General features: G+C 38.5%; 18 protein-coding genes and 3 pseudogenes. 9 read left to right on the top strand and 12 right to left on the bottom strand.

Annotation, left to right across the window (positions count from 1 at the left end):
* The first annotated feature begins 460 nt into the window (after positions 1-460).
* From xerA to BXY_RS17560, 3 genes are all read left to right on the top strand, one after another.
* A complete protein-coding gene (gene xerA / locus BXY_RS17570; RefSeq protein WP_122201347.1) occupies positions 461-1453 on the top strand; it encodes a site-specific tyrosine recombinase/integron integrase in 993 nt (330 codons plus the stop codon).
* Positions 1454-1522: 69 nt separating this feature from the next.
* Positions 1523-2404, top strand: coding sequence for a DNA damage-inducible protein D (dinD, locus tag BXY_RS17565; RefSeq protein ID WP_015532556.1), 882 nt, complete (start codon positions 1523-1525; stop codon positions 2402-2404).
* Complete coding sequence (locus tag BXY_RS17560) at positions 2401-3009, top strand: restriction endonuclease subunit S (RefSeq protein ID WP_208946842.1); 609 nt, start codon at positions 2401-2403, stop codon at positions 3007-3009. Before dinD ends, BXY_RS17560 begins: the two co-directional genes overlap by 4 nt.
* On the opposite strand, the gene BXY_RS17555 is transcribed toward BXY_RS17560, so the two are convergent.
* The 6 genes from BXY_RS17555 to BXY_RS17530 are packed head-to-tail and all read right to left on the bottom strand — an operon-like array spanning position 2933 to position 10748.
* A complete protein-coding gene (locus BXY_RS17555; RefSeq protein WP_015532555.1) occupies positions 2933-4234 on the bottom strand; it encodes a restriction endonuclease subunit S in 1302 nt (433 codons plus the stop codon). The genes BXY_RS17560 and BXY_RS17555 overlap by 77 nt on opposite strands.
* On the bottom strand, positions 4235-4645 hold the full coding sequence (locus tag BXY_RS17550; RefSeq protein ID WP_015532554.1) for a hypothetical protein: 411 nt from the start codon (positions 4643-4645) through the stop codon (positions 4235-4237).
* Positions 4646-4651: 6 nt separating this feature from the next.
* Positions 4652-5653 (bottom strand): virulence RhuM family protein, encoded by a 1002-nt coding sequence (locus BXY_RS17545; RefSeq protein WP_208946841.1) that lies wholly within the window; start codon positions 5651-5653, stop codon positions 4652-4654.
* Positions 5646-7307, bottom strand: coding sequence for an HsdM family class I SAM-dependent methyltransferase (locus BXY_RS17540; protein ID WP_015532552.1), 1662 nt, complete (start codon positions 7305-7307; stop codon positions 5646-5648). Before BXY_RS17540 ends, BXY_RS17545 begins: the two co-directional genes overlap by 8 nt.
* A gap of 5 nt (positions 7308-7312) precedes the next feature.
* Positions 7313-10543 (bottom strand): type I restriction endonuclease subunit R, encoded by a 3231-nt coding sequence (locus tag BXY_RS17535; RefSeq protein WP_015532551.1) that lies wholly within the window; start codon positions 10541-10543, stop codon positions 7313-7315.
* A gap of 1 nt (position 10544) precedes the next feature.
* Positions 10545-10748, bottom strand: coding sequence for a helix-turn-helix domain-containing protein (locus BXY_RS17530; RefSeq protein WP_004316526.1), 204 nt, complete (start codon positions 10746-10748; stop codon positions 10545-10547).
* 71 nt (positions 10749-10819) lie between these two features.
* Between BXY_RS17530 and BXY_RS17525 the strand changes: the two genes are divergently transcribed.
* From BXY_RS17525 to BXY_RS17510, 4 genes and pseudogenes are all read left to right on the top strand, one after another.
* Entirely contained in the window at positions 10820-11650 is an 831-nt protein-coding gene (locus BXY_RS17525; protein ID WP_243442500.1) for an SMODS domain-containing nucleotidyltransferase, read from the top strand.
* A gap of 5 nt (positions 11651-11655) precedes the next feature.
* Entirely contained in the window at positions 11656-12216 is a 561-nt protein-coding gene (locus tag BXY_RS17520) for an SLATT domain-containing protein (RefSeq protein WP_015532550.1), read from the top strand.
* 34 nt (positions 12217-12250) lie between these two features.
* Positions 12251-13057, top strand: a pseudogene (locus tag BXY_RS17515) (metallophosphoesterase).
* A 512-nt stretch (positions 13058-13569) separates the two neighbouring features.
* Entirely contained in the window at positions 13570-14412 is an 843-nt protein-coding gene (locus BXY_RS17510) for a TrmH family RNA methyltransferase (RefSeq protein WP_004304878.1), read from the top strand.
* An 11-nt stretch (positions 14413-14423) separates the two neighbouring features.
* Here BXY_RS17510 and BXY_RS17505 read toward each other — a convergent pair whose 3' ends face one another.
* Together BXY_RS17505 and BXY_RS17500 are read right to left on the bottom strand one after the other, a co-directional pair.
* The gene (locus tag BXY_RS17505; protein ID WP_004304876.1) at positions 14424-14900 is read right to left on the bottom strand and encodes an arsenate-mycothiol transferase ArsC; all 477 of its coding nucleotides are present in this window, start codon (positions 14898-14900) and stop codon (positions 14424-14426) included.
* A gap of 15 nt (positions 14901-14915) precedes the next feature.
* On the bottom strand, positions 14916-15956 hold the full coding sequence (locus BXY_RS17500; RefSeq protein ID WP_394809839.1) for an alcohol dehydrogenase: 1041 nt from the start codon (positions 15954-15956) through the stop codon (positions 14916-14918).
* Between the two features lie 249 nt (positions 15957-16205).
* Between BXY_RS17500 and BXY_RS17495 the strand changes: the two genes are divergently transcribed.
* Positions 16206-18983: an AAA domain-containing protein gene (locus BXY_RS17495; RefSeq protein ID WP_015532548.1), complete on the top strand. Its 2778-nt coding sequence runs from the start codon at positions 16206-16208 to the stop codon at positions 18981-18983.
* Between the two features lie 92 nt (positions 18984-19075).
* Here BXY_RS17495 and BXY_RS17490 read toward each other — a convergent pair whose 3' ends face one another.
* A complete protein-coding gene (locus BXY_RS17490) occupies positions 19076-19876 on the bottom strand; it encodes a tyrosine-type recombinase/integrase (RefSeq protein WP_015532547.1) in 801 nt (266 codons plus the stop codon).
* 110 nt (positions 19877-19986) lie between these two features.
* Here BXY_RS17490 and BXY_RS17485 point away from each other — a divergent pair, with 110 nt between their 5' ends.
* Positions 19987-21300: a restriction endonuclease subunit S gene (locus BXY_RS17485; RefSeq protein WP_208946923.1), complete on the top strand. Its 1314-nt coding sequence runs from the start codon at positions 19987-19989 to the stop codon at positions 21298-21300.
* Here the strand turns inward: BXY_RS17485 and BXY_RS17480 are convergent.
* The 3 genes and pseudogenes from BXY_RS17480 to BXY_RS17470 all read right to left on the bottom strand — a co-directional run.
* Positions 21280-21702 carry a restriction endonuclease subunit S gene (locus BXY_RS17480; protein ID WP_243442499.1) on the bottom strand — a complete coding sequence of 141 codons (423 nt, stop codon included), beginning with the start codon at positions 21700-21702 and terminating at the stop codon, positions 21280-21282. The two genes, BXY_RS17485 and BXY_RS17480, sit on opposite strands and share 21 nt — an antisense overlap.
* A 62-nt stretch (positions 21703-21764) precedes the next feature.
* A pseudogene (locus BXY_RS17475) lies at positions 21765-23344 on the bottom strand (restriction endonuclease subunit S).
* Positions 23345-23349: 5 nt separating this feature from the next.
* Positions 23350-24608, bottom strand: a pseudogene (locus BXY_RS17470) (HsdM family class I SAM-dependent methyltransferase); the annotation flags it as partial.

The raw sequence follows: 24608 nt of genomic DNA, 5'->3' as shown, positions 1-24608 counted from the left end.
AAAAGAAGTCAAGTTGAAAACAAATGATATTTTATTCTCTATGATTGGCACTATTGGAAATAAATATTTTGTTACGGAGAAAAATGTCAATTTCGCCATTAAAAATATGGCATTATTGAAAACGTCTAAGAGTATGTATATTATGTATTTTTTGTGGCTTTACTTGTCTTCATGGGACTACAAACATTATGAATTTAATGCCATATCAGGTAGTATTCAAAAATTCCTATCACTTGATGCTATGCGAAATATCCCTGTACCATTTAACTATGATATAGCCGTAGCTTTTAACAAGCAAGTTTCTAATATTTGCCGATGCATAACTAATCTCAAAGAAGAAAATATTCAATTAATTAAGCAGCGCAATGAACTATTGCCCCTCTTAATGAACGGTCAAGCAGTGCTAAATTCTGATTTAGCAGTCTCTTATATTATATATAAGGACGTAAATATCAGAATTATGAAAGAAAACATCATTCAGGCGATAGTTGCGAAGATGCAGCGTGACTTAGATTGCCGACAAATGGCGCAGCTTAAAGCTGTGCTTACATCAGAACTGCATAACGTTGAGATTATCGAAAAAGAGGAGTGTGTGTACCAGCAAACACAAGAAAACGAACAGTTTCTTAACTCTTTTATATCAGCAAAGAAAATAGAGGGGTGTTCGGATAAGACATTGGCGTACTACCGTAATACCATTGAACGGCTATTAGTTACACTTTCAATGGCTATCTGTCATATTACCACATCCGACATTCGTACTTATCTATCCGATTATCAAGAAGAACATCAATCCAGTAAAGTTACCATTGACAATATGCGACGCATCTTTTCCAGTTTCTTTGCATGGTTAGAAGATGAAGACTACATCGCCAAAAGTCCGGTCAGACGTATCCACAAGGTTAAAACTGATTCACTTGTAAAAGAGGTACTTTCTGACGAACAGTTGGAGCAACTTCGAGATAGTTGTACTAACAAACGAGACCTTGCTATTATAGACTTTCTTTCATCTACAGGCATTCGTGTAGGTGAATTAGTAAAACTGAACCGTGAAGATATAGACTTTCACGAACGACAGTGTGTGGTATTCGGAAAGGGAAATAAGGAACGTGTTGTTTACTTCAATGCCCGAACCAAACTGCATTTGCAACAATACCTCAATGGGCGTACTGACGACAATCCTGCTTTATTCGTCTCACTCCATTCTCCTCACACACGCCTTACAATCAGTGGTGTAGAAGTGAGAATCCGAAAATTAGGACACACACTTTCTATGCCAAAAGTTCATCCTCACAAGTTCCGTCGTACCCTTGCAACAATGGCTATCGACAAAGGTATGCCCATCGAACAGGTGCAGCGACTACTTGGTCATGTACGCATTGACACAACACTGCACTATGCCATTGTGAACCAAAATAATGTAAAGTTGGCGCATAAGAAATATTTGGGATAATAACCGTGCTGATTTCTGCTTTAAAATTTGTACTTTTGCAATCTAATATGGAACGCTAATAAAAGCACTATGGACTTGCAGAGAATCAATAAACATAAGCAATCGTTTGATGACATTTGCCATTATATCGAAGACGATAATGGAGCGGATAAAGTAGAAGTATGGTTTGCGAGAGAGTTGCAGATTATATTGGGATATGCAAGATGGGAGAATTTTCAAGTAGCATTGACTCGCGCTGTTGAATCATGTAAAACACAGAATATCAACATCGACGACCATTTTCGTGAGGTCACGAAAATGGTTACTTTGGGTAGCGGAGCTAAGCGTGAAATACAAGATTTCATGCTGACTCGTTATGCGTGCTATCTTGTCGCACAGAATGGCGACCCCAAGAAAGAAGAAATAGCTTTTGCACAAGGTTATTTTGCCGTACAAACTCGACGCGCAGAACTTATTGCGGAGCATATAGAACAATTGTCGCGACTTGAAACGAGAGATCGTTTGCGTTCTTCCGAAAAACAATTATCACGTAATATTTATGAGCGCGGAGTGGATGATAAAGGTTTTGGACGCATTCGTTCTAAAGGTGATGGTGTGTTATTCGGTGGGCATACAACAGAAGATATGAAGAACCGGCTTGGCATTAAATCGACACGCCCATTAGCAGATTTTCTTCCAACTCTTACAATTGCAGCAAAAAACCTTGCCACAGAAATGACAAATTACAATGTCGAACAAAAAGACCTTTATGGTGAGCATAGTATAACTACCGAACATATGGATAACAACCGCAGCATCCGACAAATGCTCGGTCAGCGAGGCATACGTCCGGAAGAACTGCCAGCAGCTGAGGACATCAAGAAGGTAGAACGACGCGTTGCTTCCAATGAAAAGAAAATTGAGAAGTCTTCTTCAAAACTCCCTAAACTTAAACCTGAAGACAACGAATGAAATTAATTGACATTATAGAAGTATTCATTGCTGGAGATTGGGGCGAGGAAACTTACTCTAAAGAAACACCTTGTGCGGTAACTTGTGTACGTGGGGCTGATATTATTCCAATATCAGAATATGATTTCTCGACAATTCCAGTCCGCTATATTAACCAACAAGCATATGCAAAAAAATGTCTTCAAGTAGGAGACATTATCATTGAAAAGTCAGGTGGTAGCCCAACTCAATCCACAGGGCGTGTATCTTTGGTATCACAAGAGCTGCTTGACCATGCCGGGGCTGTTATATGCTCCAATTTTTGTACTGCCTTTCGAGTAAAGAAAGGTTGGATTCCCCTCTATGTCTACTATTATCTTCAGTTTATCTATAATCTTGGGGCGTTTTTTAATTTCGAAGGCAAAACATCCGGTATAAAAAATCTCCAATTGGATGCAGCCTTTGCTGCTATACCAATTGAAGATATTAGTGAAAGCATCCAAAACAATATTGTAGCTATTCTCCAAGGTTTAGAGAGGAAAATCGCTATCAATCGTCAGATAAATCAGAATTTACCGACACTTGACCATTCATTAATAAAGGCAAGAGTTCATCACGCTGCTTAGTAAGGTTTTCGTTTTCCTTTTGAATTTCCAACTGTTTGTCATTGAATGCTGATACCCTTTCTTCCCACAAATCCAATATATTATCACTTGGTTTTAGAACTGGGAATTTTATTATATCTTCACGAGAAACCTCTTTGAATGTTGTTCCTGCACCAAGTTGTTCTATCTGCCTGAGATGATATTGTAGGTAATAATACAAATAAATAGCTATGTTTCTATATTTAGGAACAAAGCTCTTGAAGCCTTGATTAGTACACAATTCATTTTTAGCGATTGCCAACAAACCTATTGGTGCACGGCTCGACATTAATATCGTGTTTGAAGGTAACAAATGAGTGCTACAAGAATCATATCCTACTTGTGAAATATTTCGTTCTCCTTGATAGATAAACTTCTGCTTTTGGTCGGATAGATCCTTTGGAGTAATCCAAACTATATCTCCCCCATAATTCAATTCATCTACAGTTGAAGGAGTTGCCCCATTATAAACATTAGCAATATCAGCTACTTCTTTTGTTTCCCACAATGCCGGAATTTCACGTTTTAGTTCCTCATTCCAAACCATTTCACCCCCACTTGATTTATACGGCTTGCCTTCTTCATTCGGAAAGTCAAACTGTACAAACCAGTAATCGTAGAGTTGCTTTGCCATCGCCTCTAAATTCTGATTTATCGCTTGATTAAGTTCAATTTTGCGGTCTATTGAAGCAAGAATAGATACTAATTTATTCTGTTCATTCTTAGTAGGAGGCATTATTAACTTCAACTTTTTTAGTTCTGCTTGCGAAAGATTATCTCTTGCAGAGCCACTGCTAAGACCGACAAGATGATCATAAAGCGTATCAATACTATATTTAAGGAATGTAGAACTATAGTCTTTGTTTGGAAGAATCGCACAAATAGCTTGATTTGTACACGCTTCCATTTTAAGCAAAGATGCCTTACCTGCTGTAGCACCATACATTGCTACAAGCACCGTATCAATAGGGTATATCTCAGTACTTGAATTTTCAAATCCAGCCTGTGATATAAAATTTGTTGTGTCATAAATATACGGACTTGCTAATTCGCCGCTATTAATCCAAGGAATAGTACCGTTTTCATAATAGCTTGCTTCCGTGGACAATGGTGTAGCACCAGAGGATGTGTTAAAAACTTCTGCAAGTGTTATCTCTTTCCAACCTTGTGGTGTAATCCTTTTCTTTTTATATTTTTTCAATTCCATTTACTGCATTGCTTTATGAATATAATCTTGAATCAAAGATAGATTGACCTCTATCTCTTTGCGCTTCATCAATAGCTGATTAAGATGTGCTTTTTGCTGCGCTTTTTCTTGTCCGGCTATGATATGTTCAATTCTTGCTCCGCCAACAAAAGGATATACGGTATCGACTTCCATTTGCGCCTCTTCAATTTTGTTGTCTAATTCTACAAGTTGCTGTTGGTATTTTCGCTGTGCTTCTACGATGTCCAAATTATTTGCCGCCACAAACACATCAAGCAGATGGCGAATAGCATTAATCTGTTCCTGCGCATCTTTCGATGAGTTATTAGCAACTCTTAATGCAACAATTACAGCAATCACACTAATTATAGGACTTAACAGTGTAGCCCATTGGATTAACTCATCAGTCATTGCTCTTCATTTATCCAACACCCCCCTAACTTCTTTGTCAAAGTCAGAATCTATCCGTTGGGTTTTATTAAAAATATCGTATTCGCTTTCTGCCTTTGTCTTGGCTTGTGCCACAGATATTCGTCCTTTATCCGGCAATATCTGATATTTGCGGAAAGTCAGAAACTCATTGACACTGGCAGCAAACTGCTCCATATTGAACGTGTTTTCACGCTCTATAAGGTCTTCTATATAGTCGAAATATCCTGTTACTGCACGTTCCAACCGACGGATTTCATTTTCCTGCAAATAGTTCTTGGCTATTGACACATCCGATTTCAAGATACGCCCATCGGGAGCATTCTTCCATGTGGTCAGCCCCATGTGTTCTTGGGTATGATCAGCCTTAGTGTAGATGATTTCTGCTGCCGTTTGCCCGGTAATGGCATAATGAAAGCGATTCTGTATCATGGCATAGAAATCGTGTGTGGTAGGCGAGTTCTTGTCATAGTCAATACTGCACTCTGCATAGATGTCGGTAATCTGTTGCCAAATACGCCGTTCACTAGCACGGATGGAACGTACCCTTTCCAACAATTCACGGAAATAGTCTTTTCCGAATACTGCCGTTCCCTGTTTTAAGCGTTCATCGTCAAGCACAAAGCCTTTCTTGATATACTCATTAAGAATCTTGGTAGCCCACTGACGGAACTTGGTAGCTTTTGGGGAAGATACACGATAGCCAACAGCAATAATCATATCAAGATTATAGAAATCGACCAACTCTTCAACCTCGCCTCTTATGCCTCGATTTACGACGGTTGCAATTTTTGCAACCGTCGTGTCTTGCTGTAATTCTTCCTCTTTAAATATATTGGCTATGTGGCGGCTAATACCTGATTTATCAATACCGAAAAGCTCTGCCATAGCCTTTTGCGTACACCAAATGGTTTCGTCTTTTATAACCACTTGTACTCTTCCCTCTTTATCGGGAAGATTGTATAACAAAAACTGTATTTCGTTACTCATTGTTTCCTGCATTTGCGTTGAACTGCAAAGCATCCAACTGCTTCATAATTTCCTCTTCCAACCGATGGCTTTCTTTAAATTGCTCGGAGAGTGTTTGTTTATAATTTGCCATACGGTTGTTAAACTCTTCCTCCGTTATATCTACATAATCTATCTTGATGTCGAAATATTGTCCGGCAGAAAGAGAATATCCTTTTTCCTTTATCTCATCGTAGGAAACAGCTACGGAAAAATCCTCCACTGCCTCCTTGCGCTGGAATGTGCCGACAATCTTTTCTATCTCGTCATCGTTCAGACGCACCTTTTTCAATCCGTTAGCATCTTTATATTCCTCGCCCAATTTGCTGGCATCAATCAAGATTACTTTGTCAGTGGTTGCAGACTTATCAAAGAACAGCACACTGACATTCGTACCTGTATTGGCAAACACGTTGCTTGGCATGGAAACACAACCGAACACCACTTTGTCATCTACAATTTTATGAAGAATTTTGTTCTCAATGCCACTTTTGGCCGTGATAAAACCTGTCGGAATGACAATTGCACCCTTGCCTGTCTTTTTCAGTGAATTAATAACGTGCTGAATGAAACAGGTATATATAGCCATTGACTCTTTCTTTTTGGCGGGTACATTTGGGACTCCAGCCCAAAAACGGGCTGGCATGGCGGCTATCTTTTCGCGAGTGTCCGAGAAGTCCATCTTGAAAGGAGGGTTACTCACCACAAAATCAAACTGACGCAACTGCTGTCCGTCATCGCTCTTGTGGTATGGGCTTACAAGCGTGTCGCCTTGAATAGCATTATCAAGCGAAGACACAAGTCCGTTAAGCAGCAGATTAAGTTTCAACATTTTGTTGCTTCGCTGGGAAATATCTTGCGAAAAGATGGTACAGCGTTCTTCGCCTATTTGATGACTAAGTGCCATCAGAAGCGTACCAGTTCCTGCCGAGGGGTCATAACATTCCATGCTATGCAAATCAGCATTATCCCCCACTAACAGACGAGCCATAATCGTTGCTATGGCATGAGGCGTGTAATACTCCGCATATTTTCCACCTCCAGCGGTATTATAATCCTTAATCAAATACTCAAAGATGCTGGAGAAGAAATCGTAATTCTGTGCAAACGCTTCTTCAAAGGAGAAGTTCACGAGTTTATCCACCAGAGCACGGGCGAATGGCGCACGTTGTGCCGAATCGGTCACAAACGGCGTCAATGCCTCGAACAATGGAATCTTCGTGTTGGCTGTGGTCTGTGTGGAAAATATATCCGCATTTTGTTCCGCTATATCTGTCATAGTGGAATCGAAGATAGTATCAAAATCCCCTTTTCCCTGTTGATTCCAAAGATTGGCTATCAGATGATAAGGTTCAAGCATCGGAACATCTGGAGAGATGGCACTCTGAATAAGCATACGTTCATCATCAGAAAGATTCTCGTATGCCGTTTCCCATTTTACATTCCCGGTCAGTTTCTTTGCTATTTCACTTTTCGCATTTTTCAGTTCATAACCGAATTTGTCATTCAGGAATTTATAGAGAAATACCTGAGTGATAATCTTATATTCGTTACCATCGTTTCCCATACCGTATGATTGGCAGGTGGCTTTAAGTCCGTCGATGAGCCTTAATGTTTTTTCTTTAATATCTGACATAATCTTTATGCAATGCCGTAAGTGGCGTTATATTGGTTGATATACTGTTGTGAAATACGTGTCTGAATAAATTTGTAATCCTCCATTTCGGGCTTTATTTGTGGGAAATGGAACAGACATCCATTGATAAGAGCCATCACCGTGCGTCCGAAATAAGCATCCTTTTTCAGAATGTCGTTACGATCATACACTTTGGCATCCACATCCTCTTTTATAATATTGAGAATGGCAGCAATCTCTTCGTCAAGGAAAGAGAACATAGGCTTCTGTCCCTTATCTTCCCTCTGCTTATTCACTTCACGAATACGCTTGTGTACACGAGCAAATTTTTCATCGCCCTTGTACTTTTTCAACAAGACATTATTGCGTTTTTGTAAGTCTTGCAGACGACCGATGATTTCATCCAAAGCCTGTGTTTCTTCGTTGAACTTGGCTATCGTGTCAATCACAAAACCGTGTTCCTTGAAGCGTTCCATAAAGGCTTCACGCAACGAGATAAACTCCGGATCGTCTTGGTCGAAGTTTTGGGTAAATGAAGAAATGGTACGTTGCCATTTCTCTTTCAATTCCACACCACCGGATATAAGGCGCATTTCCTCTTGTCCTATTTTGGAGAAAGTGAACTCTATATCCATCATTGCCTCATTGATTAGAGTTTTCGTTTCCTCATTTGTATTGAAAGCCTCTTTCTGATTGATGATACTTATCCGTCTTTGCACCTCAGAGAGTAGTTGCGGCAACTTGGTGATTTCGAGTTTGGCAAATTGCTCTTTCATTTCATCATCACCAAATGTACGCACGATGTTCGCCATGTTCTTGGCTGATTCCAATGCCTGTTTGAGGTCGAGCAATACAGCTTTATCCTCTTCGGTGGAGATTTCAGAAGAAAATTCTTCCGCATTATCGTATGTGTAATTGAAAAGCGTTTGCCGAACTTTCTTCATCTGATTCAATATCTCTTCCTTGTCCTCAATGACTTGGGTAAAGGTATCGGTGGCAGCGGATTCGCCAGTCTCATCCACGTCATTAAAGCGGTTTAATTCTTGTAAATATGCTTCGTTGGTTTCCTTAAAATTGCGCTTGATGTCGGCAAAGTCAATGACAAAACCGTAACGCATACCGGGATAAGGACGGTTTACACGTGTTATGGCTTGAAGCAGATTGTGGTCTTTCAGTTTGCGCCCGAAATACAGGCGTTTCAAGCGTGGCGCATCAAAACCAGTCAAAAGCATATTAAAGACAATGAGAATATCCACTGTCATATTTTTCTTGAAGTCTTTGACTATCTGCTTGCGAGTTTCCTTGTCATCCGTATCGTGAAGAATGATTCCGGCTTTCAGCGGTCTGTATTTTGATTTGTAATCCACTTCCGGTTCACCCACTACATACGAACCATCGGAAAGTTTTATCTTGATGGGCTTCGGCTGATACTTCTGCCATTCTTCTTGAAATACATCATAAAGCCGCCTTGCCTGTTCGCTGGTTTCACAAATGACCATACCGCCTAAAGTATCATCTCCTTGTATCTTGCGAAACTCTTTTAAGTCCGTCATAATATAACGGGCTAACTCGCTTACATAACTTGGATGCTCTATGATTTCCGACTTACGAATGTCTTTCTTTTGCACAAGGGTTTCCAGTTTGTCGTACACATCAGACAAACGCTCTTTATAGGAAGTTTCTATATCTTCACGAATAATTTTCAGCGTATAACCATCTGCAATGGATTTATCGTAATAATAGGTATGCAAATAGTTTCCGAACACCTTGCAACTGGCACGTTCCTCTTTTAACAACGGGGTACCTGTAAGTGCGATTTTAACCGCATCGGTGTCGGCATCAAAGAGATTGGCAAGAAAGCAGCCACCGGGTTTATATCCTCGGTGTGCCTCGTCAAGAATGAAGATGCGTTGAAGATTGGTTGCATAATCACTGATACGTACTTTTTCTTTATCCTCGGCAAAGCGTTGAATGTTCACAACCGTGATTTCTGCCTGTCCACTTACACCTTGTTGTGCCTGATTACTGCGGAATTGCTCCATCAGTTCGACTCTTGTATTGGCAGTAGATACAACCAATCCACGAGCTTCAAACTCTTGTGTGGCTTGTTCCAAAAGATCAAGGCGGTCTACAATGAAATAGAATTTGGCGACCTTATTCTGTTTGGAGTAGAAATCGTTGAGAATATAGGTCAGATAGTATGACAAGGCGGTTTTACCACTCCCTTGTGTATGCCAGACTACGCCAGATTTCACCCCCTCTACCAGTTTTTGGCGAATAGCTAACGATGCAAACAATTGTTGGTAACGCATGATATGCTTTTGGTCGGTAGATTCTATCTTTCCATCCACCTCACGCTCCATACGGACATAGGCAATACCATATCTAATGATATACAATAACCGTTCAGGTGAACACATGGATGTTAGGATTCTGTTTGTAGGGGTGTTGAAACCAAGATTTGTCTGGTACTCAGGACTTGTATGAATGACCTGGCAATTGTAATCAGACAATATCTGTTTTTCCACCGTCTTGTCAATCTCCTTATACGGATAGTCACGATGGAACGGTGCTATTTTCTGACCGCTTAAATTTTCTTCACGGAAGCAATTGAATGGTGCGTATGAACGTGCCCCAGTACAATAGAAAGCCCCTTGTATGGGTACGATACCGCCCAACGCATCATATTCCATATTGTTGCTGAATATCATCAACTGCGTAATGTTGATGAAGCGGCGAAACTTTTTATTTGGGAAGCGTTCTTTATTCATTCGTGCGCTCTCTGCCAACATACCACCATGATTGTTGGGTTTCTTCACTTCTACAAAACAAAGTGGCAATCCGTTTACGAATAAAGTAATGTCAGGACGAAATTCGTCTTGTCCGTTCTTACAGGTAAATTCGGCTGTGAAATGGAACGTATTATTCCCAATGTTATCAAAGTCTATCAGCTTTACAGGCGAAACAGCTTTGAGACGGTTGTAAAAGCCTCGACCGAGGTCATCATCGTTCAGCTCCTTACGAATATCTTTCAAAACTTGAAGAAACTCTCCCTCATGTCCGGGATTCAGATTCTTAAACTGCCGTTCAAATACCTGCAAAAGAATATTCGTGTCACTGTCATAGACCGTGCCATTCTTATCTTCACTCAACTTGCCGAAGTAAGTATATCCTATTCGGGTGAGGTGAACCATTGCAGGCATCTGCACCCGTGTAGCTTCCGAAAACTGTTTCATATCACCTATCCTTTTTGTCGGTTATCAAATCCTTCAAATCGACCTGCAATATCTCTGCTATCTGTTGCAAGGTCTCTAAATTTGGTTGAATCCTATTACAGGCATAAGCATTTACCATACTGAAACTCTTATCGAGTTTCTTTGCCAACCATGTCTGAGAGATACCTTTTTCAGATAATACAGCCTTTATTCTATTTAGTTTCATTCTTTGATACGATTTTATAGTGCAAATATAGTGAATTATATTCGATAAACTGGGATTATTTTTGTACTTTTGTGTACGAAATAAAATTAATATGGATACAGTTAGAAAAAGAAGGCGAAATAATTAGCATTGAACAGCGTTCGTTAGTATCTCAGAGATATAGACGCATAACAAGAGCGGTTAATTCGGAATTTTGGGGTAGCACCAGCGAAACTGCTCATAGTTTATATGTGGGCTCTTATGGTAGAGGTACTGCTATTGATACAAGTGACATTGATATACTTTTCGAATTGCCACGAGACGAATATAATAAATATGACGCACTAAGGGGAAATGGTCAGTCCAGATTACTACAAGCATTGAAGAATGCAATTTTACAAACCTATCCGAACAGTGATATTCATGGAGATGGGCAAGTCGTTGTGATAAACTTTTCCGATGGGATTAAATTTGAAGTTCTACCAGCTTTTCGTCAATTAGATTGGTGGGGTAATTGGAATGGGAAATACGACTATCCAGATTCAAATATGGGTGGCAACTGGTTGACAACTAATCCCCAAAGCGAGCAACAGGCAATGAAGGAAAAAAATGTTGCAAGCAATGGTTTGTTATTCGACACATGTAAGCACATGCGTGAAATTCGTGATAACTATTTTAGGAGTTACCATCTTCCGGGAATCGTGATTGATAGTTTTGTTTATCATAATATTGCTGATTGGCACTGGCTAAGAGAAGGAGAACAAAGTTCTAATCAACCAATAGGAACTTACGAAAAAAGGCTTTATGATTCATGCCCTGTTTGGAGCTTTAATCTGACAGCACCAGGAAGCAACATGCCAGTAGATACATATAAATACATTGATGTATTAATCAAAGTTTTAAAATACATGACAGAAGAATAAATCATATGGACGAACAAATAAAAATTCTTTATAGGGAGATTCTTGAGCGTTTTAATAAAATAATTTGGACGCACAAAATTCATTTATGTCAAGCGAATATATACCTATCAAAGAAGAAAAAACAAAATCAGATTCTTTTAGTATTTTCTGTTTTGGTATCAGCTTCTGCAATTACCAATATATTCAAGTGGCTACCTGAAATTGTCATTGTCCCATTAATGGCTTTCTTAGCGTTGACATTAACATATTTCACCACCAAATACAAAGCTGAAAATCTAGAAAAGAAGGCAGCTGACAGCGAAAGATTTGCTGCTGTTATGCACGATTTGCGCAATAAGTATGCGGGATTCTTATCAGATATAAAGGCAGAGCTGTACACAAAAGAACAAATTTCTAAAAAGCGAACAGAATTAGAACATATAGAAAATATAGTTTATTCGGGGCTTGTTCCACAAACATCAAAAGAAGCAGTAGATGCAGCATCTTTTGCATTAAAAAACAAACAAGAATCAACTACCACAAACGAAGAAATTCTCCAAATAATTTCTGACAACTTGCAAGTATAAGATTAATTACATGCGCTATTATTTGGAATATAAGATGAATCATAGCAACACATTCTCACTATCTTTTCCCGAAGCCAAGACAATTATTGTTTCCGGTGATATTCATGGAGATTTTAATCAATTGGTATTCAAACTCTGTATTCAATACAAGTTGACGGACACTCTATTGATTGTAGCTGGGGATTGTGGTTTTGGTTTTGAAAAGAAAGAATACTATGAGCAAATGGTTAGACGAAATACCAAGAGAATGAATCAAGCCAACAATTGGATTGTATTTGTACGTGGCAATCATGATAATCCAGTTTATTTCGAAGGAACAACATTCAGTTACAAACGTTTCATCGCTGTTCCTGATTATACTATCCTTCAAGCCTGTAATCATTCCATCCTTTGTGTAGGCGGAGCTATTTCTATTGACCGAAATTATCGCATAAATGAATGAAACAAACGGAAATATCGAGTTCACTCCAATGAGTTGCAAGAAAATGATATTTCCCACAATTTATATTGGAAGAATGAAGCTCCTATTTCCGACGCTGATAAGATGAATACCATCTGTGCAAACTTCTTGATTGATACAGTTGTCACACATACTGCGCCATCACATTGTGAGCTATTCTCAAAAAGCAACCTTAACCAATGGGCTGATAACGATTCATCACTTCTTAAAAATGTACAATCTGAAAGAAAAACAATGGATATGATCCTGCATCATCTCAAAACTGACAATCATCCGGTGAACCATTGGTATTATGGCCATTTTCACCAAAGTTGGCATTCCGCTATTGACGGAATATTATATCAGATGCTCGACATTATGGAGTTCAGCCAAGCCTATTGATTTATACCATTTCAGGTATAATATTGATGTCCGATGCAGAATTACACCCGATATGATACAATGGTTTCCTCCGAATAAAAGTGTACCATTTATGGCATACAAACACTTTTTCAAGCGAATAATTCAGTTTTGCTACACTTTTTCCAACGAATCGAGTACCGAACGCAAAAATTCCACCGCAAGCCACAGAAATTCCCAAGAAAACCACTACCTTTGTATTCAACAAGCGTTCTGTAACATACCTGCGAAAATGCCCTATCAGTCAACACCTTGTATCTGATAGCGGACATTCCACAAAAGGACTGAAAAGAGGCGGTACAACACGTATATGCAAAGCGATGAAATACAACTATTTGCATTTGTCCCCACATTCTGTGTACTTGTAAAAACAGAGGTTGTACCCATTAAAATGAATAGTCACTGATAATCAGTGATGTAAATATGCTGTATTGGTAAGTAAGAAGCGCATACTATCATTGCTGCAATAAAATAGATCGTTTAAAGAAATCACTATGCCCATTATAGAAATATCATCCTTAACAGACTCCGGAGTAGAAATATTCAGTACCCTCACCGAAGCTCAATTACGGAATCGTATCGAGCCTGATAAGGGATTGCTTATTGCAGAAAGCCCCAAAGTTATCCATGTAGCTCTGAATGCTGGTTATGAGCCTTTAGCCCTCTTGTGTGAACAGAAGCATATCACTGGTGATGCCGCTGGCATCATTGAACGTTGTGGTGATATACCTGTCTATACCGGTGAAAGAAAGTTACTTGCCACATTGACCGGATATACACTGACGCGCGGTGTCCTCTGTGCCATGCGTCGTCGGGCACTACCAAGTGTAGAGGAGGTGTGTCGGAAAGCCCGGCGGATCGTAGTCATTGAGGGCGTGGTAGACGCTACTAATATCGGAGCCATCTTCCGTTCCGCAGCCGCCTTGGGGATAGATGCTATATTATTAACACGCAATTCTTGTGATCCGTTAAACCGACGTGCAGTCAGGGTTTCGATGGGTTCTGTCTTCCTGATACCATGGACTTGGTTGGACGGTTCTCCCAATGAGTTGCGCAAACTGGGTTTCCGTACAGTCGCTATGGCACTCACGGAGAAATCAATCTCTATCGATAATCCTATCTTAGCAACCGAACCCAAGTTAGCCATCGTAATGGGAACAGAGGGGGATGGTCTTCAAAACGAAACAATTAATGAGGCGGACTATGTAGTCCGCATTCCTATGGCAAACGGTGTCGATTCTCTCAATGTAGCCGCCGCATCCGCTATTGCTTTCTGGCAACTTCGCGTTCAAAATGACGCAATTCTGCCACCATTACCGGATGATGTACATATATGATTACTTAATTCCTACTCACACCTACAATACGTATTTGCGCCACAGGAACAGCGAGGCAACAACTTTTCCATCAATTCACTCCGAAAGAACTCATACAGTTCTTTATGCATGATGTCATATAGTGCCCTAACCCGTTCTTCCTGCTCATCTTCTACATGAATTCCTCCCTGAAAGGGATCTGTAAAGTTGAAAGAAACGTATTTTCTCACTACACTCTGCATTTCCTTTTGCACTTCCTCCGCTTCCGGACAAAGGGTAATGACATAATCCCATGTCTGTTGGGCATACGTCGCAACGTCACAGGGCTTTCTACGCGAAAAGTCATATCCATTTTGTTCCATCACTTGGCAAACAACGTCAGGAACAGAATTTCCAGCCAAAATACCGGCAGTACTAATCTTCATCCCTCTACCGAAGGAGTTCAAAATTTCCTGTGCCATACGACTGCGGCACATATCATTATTACTTACTATCAGTATATTCTTCATACAAAAATTCTATTTTTATTTATTTCCTGATATAGCTACTTTAATAACCCCATCCAACTTGTTCTCGAAAATACGGTAAGCTTCCTCAATCTCATTTAATGGAAATCGATGTGTAATAAGAGGAGTTGTATCAATTTTACCTTCCTCAATCAGCATGAGAATCTCGTTACAATCGCAGCCATCCACTCCACCTGTTTTAAAAACCAAATTCTTGCCATACATATCAGGTAAAGGAAGAAGTTGTGGTTTATCATAGAGGGCTACAATCGTGACAATAGCATTAGGACGGGCACAATTCCAAGCCAAATGGAAGGAATCGTCACTCCCTGCCACTTCCAAAACGACATCTGCACCACCATGGTCACTATTCTTGAGAACAAAATCCTTGCAGTTTTCCGGTTCAGTCACCAACACATCAGGATAATGCTCGCGGACAAACCGAATTCTTTCAGGAGACTTCTCACAGATAATAATGCGTTTTGGCTTCTTCAGCATCACACACAACAAAGTACAAATCCCGGTAGGTCCGGCACCGATGATAAGAACAGTATCTTCCGCGGTTATTTCCGAGATGCATGCTGCCCAAAAACCTGTTGCAAGCACATCACCGACAAACAAAGCTTGTTCATCACTCACTGTATCCGGAATACGATTCAAACCTTGATCCGCATAAGGAACTCTGACATATTCCGCCTGACCGCCATCAATTCGACAACCTAAAGCCCAACCGCCATTAGGATCAGTACAGTTATTCACATATCCATGCTTACAGAAAAAACACTCACCGCAGAAAGTTTCGACATTCACAGTCACCCTGTCACCAGGCTTCACCGAAGTGACATCAGCCCCTACTTGTTCTACCACACCTACCATCTCATGCCCGACAGTTATTCCGGGCACAGCACGCGGCACACTGCCATGTTTAATATGAAGATCACTGGTGCAGATGCTACCAAGTGTTACACGCACGACTGCATCCCGTGAATCCTTTATTTCCGGTCTTGCTTTCTCCTGCAATTCAAACTTTCCGTGTTCAATATATGTGTATGCAAGCATAATATCCTCCTCGTTCATTAATATATACCTTGCAAAGATAATGATTTCATTGGCAAAACAAATCTCTTTTATCACGTTCAATACTCCCAAACCGAATCTCACTCTATATTTATAACAATACAAAGCTGAATAAAGTCATTCACTGTTTTTTCTACTTCAGCTTTGATATTCTGGAAAATATTCTTACTTTTATATCCTAAATAATAAATAAAAACAGCAGCATGACTTATTATATTTACATACAAGCCTATGATAGATACTTCCGAAAATCTGATTATTATAAAAGGTCAAATCAAGACTCCTGAAATAGAAAGCTGCCAAAATCATAATGGCAACTATAAGATAGTATTCCGAAATGTTCCTAGTGCGTATACTTACAAAGAAGAAAATGTCCTTTGGCTGACTGATCCGGACAAACCGGCCCCCAATAATTATCAAATAATCAGTAAAGGGAGAACTTTATCAAACATCAAAGCCTTATCTATTTTTAAGGCCGGATCACACAGCTATTGGCACATTTGTTTTCAGAATGGTAAAGAGTATGATTACAGAGAAAAGGACTTAGAAATTATCGAATCATGCTTGGGAGAGAGTCGTTCGAAAAGTATATTCGAATATTTGAAGAAAGTTGCCGATGCGAACGAATTGAAAGCTGATGACGGAACGAAGCTATTGGCAAAACAATATGAAAAGATTCATTTCATCGCAAACAACAGAGCTATTGCTGTATATCTGAATCCTCAAAAATATAAAATGCAGACCCAGACTGCCTCAACCTTGATTTTTCCTTTCGGTTGTAATGCAAGCCAGCAAAAAGCAGTCCAGGCAGCTTTTGAGAATCAAATCAGCGTTGTGCAAGGACCTCCGGGAACCGGAAAGACACAAACGATTCTGAACATCATTGCCAATATCCTTGTGCGTGGTAAGACTGTTCAGGTAGTATCTAATAATAACTCCGCCATTGTCAATGTACTTGAGAAGTTATCCAAATACGATATGGGATTCATTGTTGCATTGCTTGGCAGCACAGCTAACAAAGAGAAATTCATCGAAACTCAAGAAGAGGAAAAACAATATCCGGAGCACTTTGAGTCATGGCATGATGTGGATGCCGACCAACCTCAATTTCTCGATCAGATACATCATCAGACAGAAGAACTAAAAAGCATATTTTCCAAACAAGAACGCCTTGCCATGGCAAGACAGGAAATACAAGCTTTAAAAATAGAGTGGCAACATTATCTGCAAGAGTTCGGAACAAAAGAATTTACTCTCCAACAACGGAAAAATTCCAGCTCGGCAGACCTTCTGAATTTATGGAATGAATGTCAACAATTTGCAGAAAAAGAACAATCATCAAGTCTTCGGGGAATAGCAGCTTTTATTCAACGGTTGAAATGGTTCTTCTTTAAATTCAGGAGCAAAACGATTTGTAAAATCCCCGATAAAGGTTTCTATAAACGGGAGATGAGTTTGATTATCGCCGACTTCCAAATCTTATTCTACCAAACAAAGTATGCAGAGCTGGAAGTCGAAATAGACACATTAGAAAAGGAGCTTGCCAACAAAGATGCAGCAGAAATGGCTAGACAAATGGCCGATACATCAATGAAATTTCTAAAGAATCAGTTATTTCATACCTATGGCAATAATCATGACAAGCCCATCTTTACGCTCCCTGATCTAAAAAATAATTGGCGAGAGGTACAAAAAGAATACCCTATTATATTAAGTACTACCTTTTCATCATTAAGCAGTCTGCAACGAGATGCCGTATATGATTATATCATTATGGATGAAGCGTCACAGGTTTCCGTTGAAACCGGAGCTTTAGCCTTGTCATGTGCTAAAAATGCAATCATTGTCGGTGACACCATGCAACTTCCCAATGTGGTCACGGAAGAAAATAAGGAAACGCTAAACTTTATCGCCAATGCGTGCCTGATTAAACCGGAATATGATTGTGCCAATATGAGTTTTTTGCAATCCGTCTGCAAAGTTATTCCAAATGTACCGCAGACCTTGTTACGGGAACATTATCGATGCCATCCTCGAATCATCAACTTCTGTAATCAGAAATTTTATGGTGGAGATCTTGTCATCATGACACGTGATAAAGGAGAAGAGGATGTCATTTGTGCCATACGGACAGCCAAAGGTAACCACTCCCGCAGCCACATGAATCAACGGGAAATAGATGTTATCAAAGAAGAAGTACTACCGAATCTATCTTATGAAACAGATGAAATTGGCGTCATAGCTCCATATAACAAACAAGTAGATGCAGTAAAATCCGCACTTGAAGAGGATATTGATGTTGCAACAGTCCACAAATTTCAGGGAAGAGAAAAGGATGCTATCATTATGACCACTGTCGACGATGTCATCACTTCCTTTTCCGACGATCCAAACCTGCTCAATGTTGCTGTTTCGCGGGCTAAGTCACAATTCTATTTAGTCGTATCGGGAAACGAACAACCCAAAGACTGCAATATCAGCGATTTGATTGCTTATATCGAATATAACAATGGCACTGTTTCCACCAGTAAGATTCATTCTATATTCGATTATCTATATGAGCAATACACAGATGCCCGAATTGCCTATTTGAAGAAACACAAGAAAATATCCGAATATGATTCCGAGAATCTTACATTTGCCCTACTTGAAGATATCCTGGAAGAAAATATCAATATGCGTCATTTGAATATCATTTGCCATTTACCACTCTATATGTTGATTCAGGATTATTCTCTATTGAATGAAGAGGAAAGCAAATATGCTGCAAATATAAATACTCATATTGATTTTCTAATTTATAATCGTGTGAGCAAACAACCGGTATTGGCTATTGAAACAGATGGTTATACATTCCACAAATCGGGGACGAGTCAGTCTGAACGTGATATTAAAAAGAATCGTATTTTAGAGTTGTACGGAATCCCGTTGGTGAGATTGTCTACTATAGGCAGTAATGAGAAGAAAATTATTGGAGATAAACTTATTGAGATATTAAAATCACACTAACACCATATCTCCCTTAAATATTTATAGAGTTTACAAATCAATAGATGCAACCAATGATTTGTAAACTGCTAATATTAACTAAACCACAACTATTACCAAGTAATAACTTTATCCACAATTTCCTGCTGTTCTAAAGCAGTCCTTCTTAAATATATACGAGCAGTTTCAATACTTTCATGCCCCATCAAATCAGCCAACAAAGAAATATCATTGAATTTTTCTAAAAAATTCTTTGCAAAACGATGTCGAAATGAATGAGGATAAACAACTTTAGTATTAAGTTCATACTTCTCGGCATAGTTCTTTAATTGTTGAGAAATCCCTCTTGTTGTAATTCGTTCACCAAAACGATTAAGAAAGAGATAACCACTTTCACGATTAATAGCAATTAGCCAAACCTTAGTTTCATCCCTAAGCTTTTTTGGAATAAACAAACGGCGATTTTTTCCACCTTTAGTATAAATATCAAAATAACCAATATTCACATGCTCTATTTTTATTTGTATTAATTCACTAACGCGAGCACCAGTAGCAGCCAAAAAACGCACAACAAAATACCATTCCTGATTTTCTTCTTTTTTTAATTTGTTTTTCAGAAATATATAATCAGCATTACTAATCACATTTTCCAAATAAGAGCGTTGTTGTACTTTTACCGACTTTAGGCGAAGCCGTGTTTTATTAACGAAATCAAGATATTTATTTAAAGCTTGAATCCGTAAATTTACAGTTTTAGGCTTAAAGGTTTCAATTAAATACGTTTTGTAAAGTAACAAGTTTCTTTTATTCAAATCTTTATGACGAGAATAAAAATCATTTACTGCATATTGATATGCAGAAATAGTATTATCCGCCATATTACCCTGACGAAGAAAGGTTTCAAATTTTTCCATGATTATTTTTAATTAATAATACAATTAAACTATCACTCATAAGATAAGCATAATAAAATAGCAATAGTTCCTATTATGAGAAGTTTCTCGCTACTAGGGAGGTAAAGTGCATTGATGAGGAGATTCCGTTTGAAATTCCGAATGGATGGGAATGGTGCAGGCTGAAGCATATGTGTTCTATGCAAGCAGGGAAAAATATATCAGCTTCAAAAATTTATGATGAAAAGTCAGTTCTTCACCCATATAGATGTGTTGGCGGAAATGGATTACGGGGATTCACAAACATATTCAATACAGAAGGACATTTTGCTATTGTAGGCAGACAAGGAGCTTTGTGTGGATGCCTTAATATAGAAAGTGGTAAGTTCTATGCTACAGAACACGCTGTAGTTGTGAATAGCTATAATATAATTTCCTCGTTATTCATCTATCATTTCTTTACAGCATTGAACTTGAACCAATATGCAACGGCTACTGCTCAACCGGGTTTGGCTGTTTCCAATATAATGGAAGTTTTTATCCCTTTACCGCCTCTTTCTGAACAACACCGCATAGTTTCAAAAATAGAAGAACTACTACCTTTAGTCAAGACCTATGAACGAGCACAGAATGGACTTAACACACTAAATGTTTCACTTAACGAGCAGTTACGCAAATCTATTCTTCAAGAAGCAATTCAAGGGCGACTTGTTTCACAGATTACAGACGAAGGTTTAGCACAAGAGTTAATAGAACAGATAAGATTGGAGAAGCTACAACTTGTCAAAGAGGGTAAGCTAAAAAAGTCCGCCCTATCTAATTCGGTTATCTATAAAGGTGACGATAACAAGTATTATGAGCAGGTAGGAAAGAACATCAACGAAATTACTGAGGAAATTGCCTTTGATTTACCTAAGGGATGGAAATGGTGTAGACTGAAAGATATTTGCTCAATATTTACAGGAGCTACATTCAAAAAAGAAGAAGCTACTATAACAAAACAGGGTATTCGCATTCTACGTGGAGGTAATATATCTCCTTTTGAATTGAAAATCAAAGATGATGACATATTTCTCGCTAAAGACAAAATTAAGGAGGCTATTCTATTGAAAGAGAATGACATATTAACACCTGCGGTTACCAGTTTAGAAAACATCGGAAAAATGGCAAGAGTGGATAGTGATATGCCAGATACAACTGTGGGTGGATTCGTCTTTATCATTCGCTTGCATCTGATAAATCAATGGTTTTCAAAATACATTCTCTGTCTTTTAAGCTCTCCTTTTATGATTGATTTTATGAGGTCTATAACGAATAAATCAGGGCAGGCTTTTTACAACATTGGCAAAGAACGCTTATCAACGGCATTATTACCAATACCACCCTTGGTAGAGCAGCATCGCATTGTTGCCCAAATAGAAAAACTATTTGAGCAATTGCGATAATTCATTTATTTGTTCTGCGATACGTTTTTGTTCAGATAAGGGCGGAATGCCAATCAGTAGATTGTAAAATAACTCTTTATTGAGGTGCGGGATTGCCGCACCTCTTTTTGAATTTCTTAACTCCTCTTTATAGAACAAGATGAAAGCCAAGATATATGGTTCCCACATAGCCGAAGAAAGCCATAGCTGCTTGAATGTACTCCCTATATATCCATCCTGTGGAACAGAGAATACTTCACCTGAATTTTCACCATCTACAAGAATGATATTGTCTCCGCTAAAGACAAATTTTCCTTTCTCTACAATGGCTGCAGATGATTTTCCACGTAGGTATTTTGCATCCAGACAAATACCCTTTCCATTTCTCTTTTCACCGTCTATTAGTTGGCATATATCTTTCAACCGTAATACAGCCCAACTATTGGGATATTCAAAAGGAAACTCTATTTCAATGATTTGTCCATTTATCCTTTCATAATACTTGCTATCGCTTTAATATGATTCTCTATCCGATTTTGCTCTTGCAATGGAGGCAAGGGGAAAAGTTTGTTTTCCAAATAGCCTGATGTTATTCGCTGTTGATTTGCAGTCCCTTTAAAAGTTGCTTCATCTATGAAATATGGACTTTCAAGAAAAAACAAGAGATACCAGCGATTAATTGTTTCACCAAATTGTCGTAACACTTTTAACTCTGTTGTTCCAGCTCCAATACCATTAGGTAAGTTGTGGAAAATTGCAGATTTTCGATTTTGAAAACACGGAGTAATCTTTGCAAAGGCGACATCGCCATCTGCAAAATGGGTATAACCAGTTTTAATCGTTTTCCATTGTACCTTGTCATAAGAAAACTCAGACCCATAAGTTGCGCATATTTTTTCCATCGGAATAAAGGCTGAGATACAATTATCTTCAGCAATATTTTTTGGGTTTATTTGAAATATATCTTTGGTACGTACCCATTGCCATGTGACAGGTATCTCAAATGGAATTTCATCTGTTACGTCTATGACTGTTTTACCAATCTTCTCGAAGTACTTGTTATCGTCACTTTTATAGATAATAGAATCAGTTAAAGCAGACTTCTTTAGCTTACCTTCTTTGACGAGTTTTTCTTTTTCGGTTTTAATCTGTTCAAGTAACTCTTGGGCTGTACCTTCTTCCTCTATTTGAGGCACAAGTTTTCCCTGTATTGCTTCTTGAAGTATACTCTTTTTTAGTTTTGGAAATAATTCATGTTTTAAATTATTAAGTTCGCAATATGATTTTTCATATTGTTGAATCACAAAATCAAGCAATTTGAATTTTTCAATAATTTTCTTTTGCTCATTTAATGGAGGTATAGGCATTAAATAATTTCTCAACATATTCAATGAAACAAATGATTGTGCCCCACCTAAAGCTGTATTCTTAATACTGACAACTTGTGATTGAAGGTAAAAATACAAATATTTTATGAGAACATCATTATAAATATACTGTTTAAATAAAGCCACATTCTTGATAGCCATATCAAAGTAATTTTCTCTTGTAATAAGAATCATGCTTCCGATGTTGCCTCCTATCATAGAAAATAAAATATCGCCAATCTGTACATTTGAGCGCTTGTTTATCTCAATAAAAGTTTGTTCATCAATATACTTGGTTTTAGAAAGATCAAATATCCCTCCAATAAAGTCTTTACTTGTAATAAGCGGATAACCACAGGCTACATACTGTGGAGTATCATGCGTACCATCTCTTACATCTGAATAACTGTTTAATCTTGCCCATTCCCATCCATTCGGAATTTCAAACGGAATCTCCTCATCAATGCACTTTACCTCCCTAGTAGCGAGAAACTTCTCATAATAGGAATTGTCATCACCTCTAAAAATAAACGACTCGTTCTTATCCTTCTTAATTTTCCCTCCTTAACAAGGCGAGCTTTCTCTGTCCGAATCTTCTCTAACAAAACCGATGCAGGTTCATCATTAGGGTCTTGAGGTACAAGTTTTCCCTGTATAGCCCACTGAAGTATACTATTCTTTAATTGCTTACCATTCATAAGGATTAATCAAGTTTGATTTCAATACCCAGCAGCTTCTGTATTTCAGCCAATGTTTTATCTATCTCATAATCAAGAGCTGCACGCTTCTTAAAATAATTAGTAAGCAATTCTGCAGGTGGCAAGATTTCTTCCTCATCTTTAGGAAATTTACATTGATCAAAATTACAATCAAGCAAAATCAAATCTTGAACAGAAAAACAACGAGATTTCTCATTTCCATCTTGGCTTACAATCTCTTTCCTATCGTGCCACCACTCTTTTATTGGTTGACAATGCTCTAACTTCATTGGTTTTGTCTTAGAGAAGTGCTTATATCCATCAGGCATATCAAGACGATAGAACCAAGTTTCTTTTGTTGAATACCCATCAGGAGCATCTTCAACCCTCTCATTATTGAAAAAAAGAATATTTGTAGCAATACTTGTATAAGGAGAAAAAATACTTCCAGGCAAACGAATAATAGTATGTAAATTAAAATCTTTTAACAGCTTCGTTTTAATTGCAAGCTTCGCACCGTCTACACCAAACAAAAATCCATCAGGTACAATTACTGCCGCACGACCATTGGCTTTCAAACGGTACATTATCAATACCATAAATAAACCGCAGTTTCACTACTACGCATATCCGAAGGAAAGTTATTTTTAACGCTCGCTTCAGTACTACCACCATAAGGTGGATTCATTGCAATAACATTAACCTTGTCACATTCTTTAAAATCCCCAACTCTTGTACCCAAAGAGTCACAATGAATAATATTAGGAGCTTCAATATCATGCACTAAAAGATTAGTGATTGATAAGAGATATGGCAAAGGTTTCCATTCTTGCCCTATTACGGCTGTCTGGAATAACTTAACATCATTTGTCGTTTTAACTTGCTTATACAAATGATTTAATGCAGATGTAAGAAAGCCTCCCGTTCCTGACGTAAAATCTCCAAAAGACTCTCCTAGTTGAGGATTTAGTATTTCCACCATAAAATCAGTCAGTGCACGAGGAGTATAAAACTCTCCGGCATTCCCCGCAGATTGTAAATCCTTCAAAATGCCTTCATATATATCACCGAATGTATGCCGGTCTTCAACATCTGAAAAATCAATCTCATCTATGACATTAACCACTTGACGAAGCAAAATTCCATTCTTCATGTACTGGTTAAGGTCTGAAAAGATTTCTTTCACTATAGTTTTACCTCTTGGAGTATCTTCATTTACTGGTAAGGCCTTAAGGGTAGGAAAAAGCCTTGCATTTACAAATTC

The organism is Bacteroides xylanisolvens XB1A (genome assembly GCF_000210075.1).
GTDB lineage: Bacteria > Bacteroidota > Bacteroidia > Bacteroidales > Bacteroidaceae > Bacteroides > Bacteroides xylanisolvens.
Note: the sequence above shows the minus strand (reverse complement) of the source record. Positions and strands in the feature narration are given on the sequence as shown.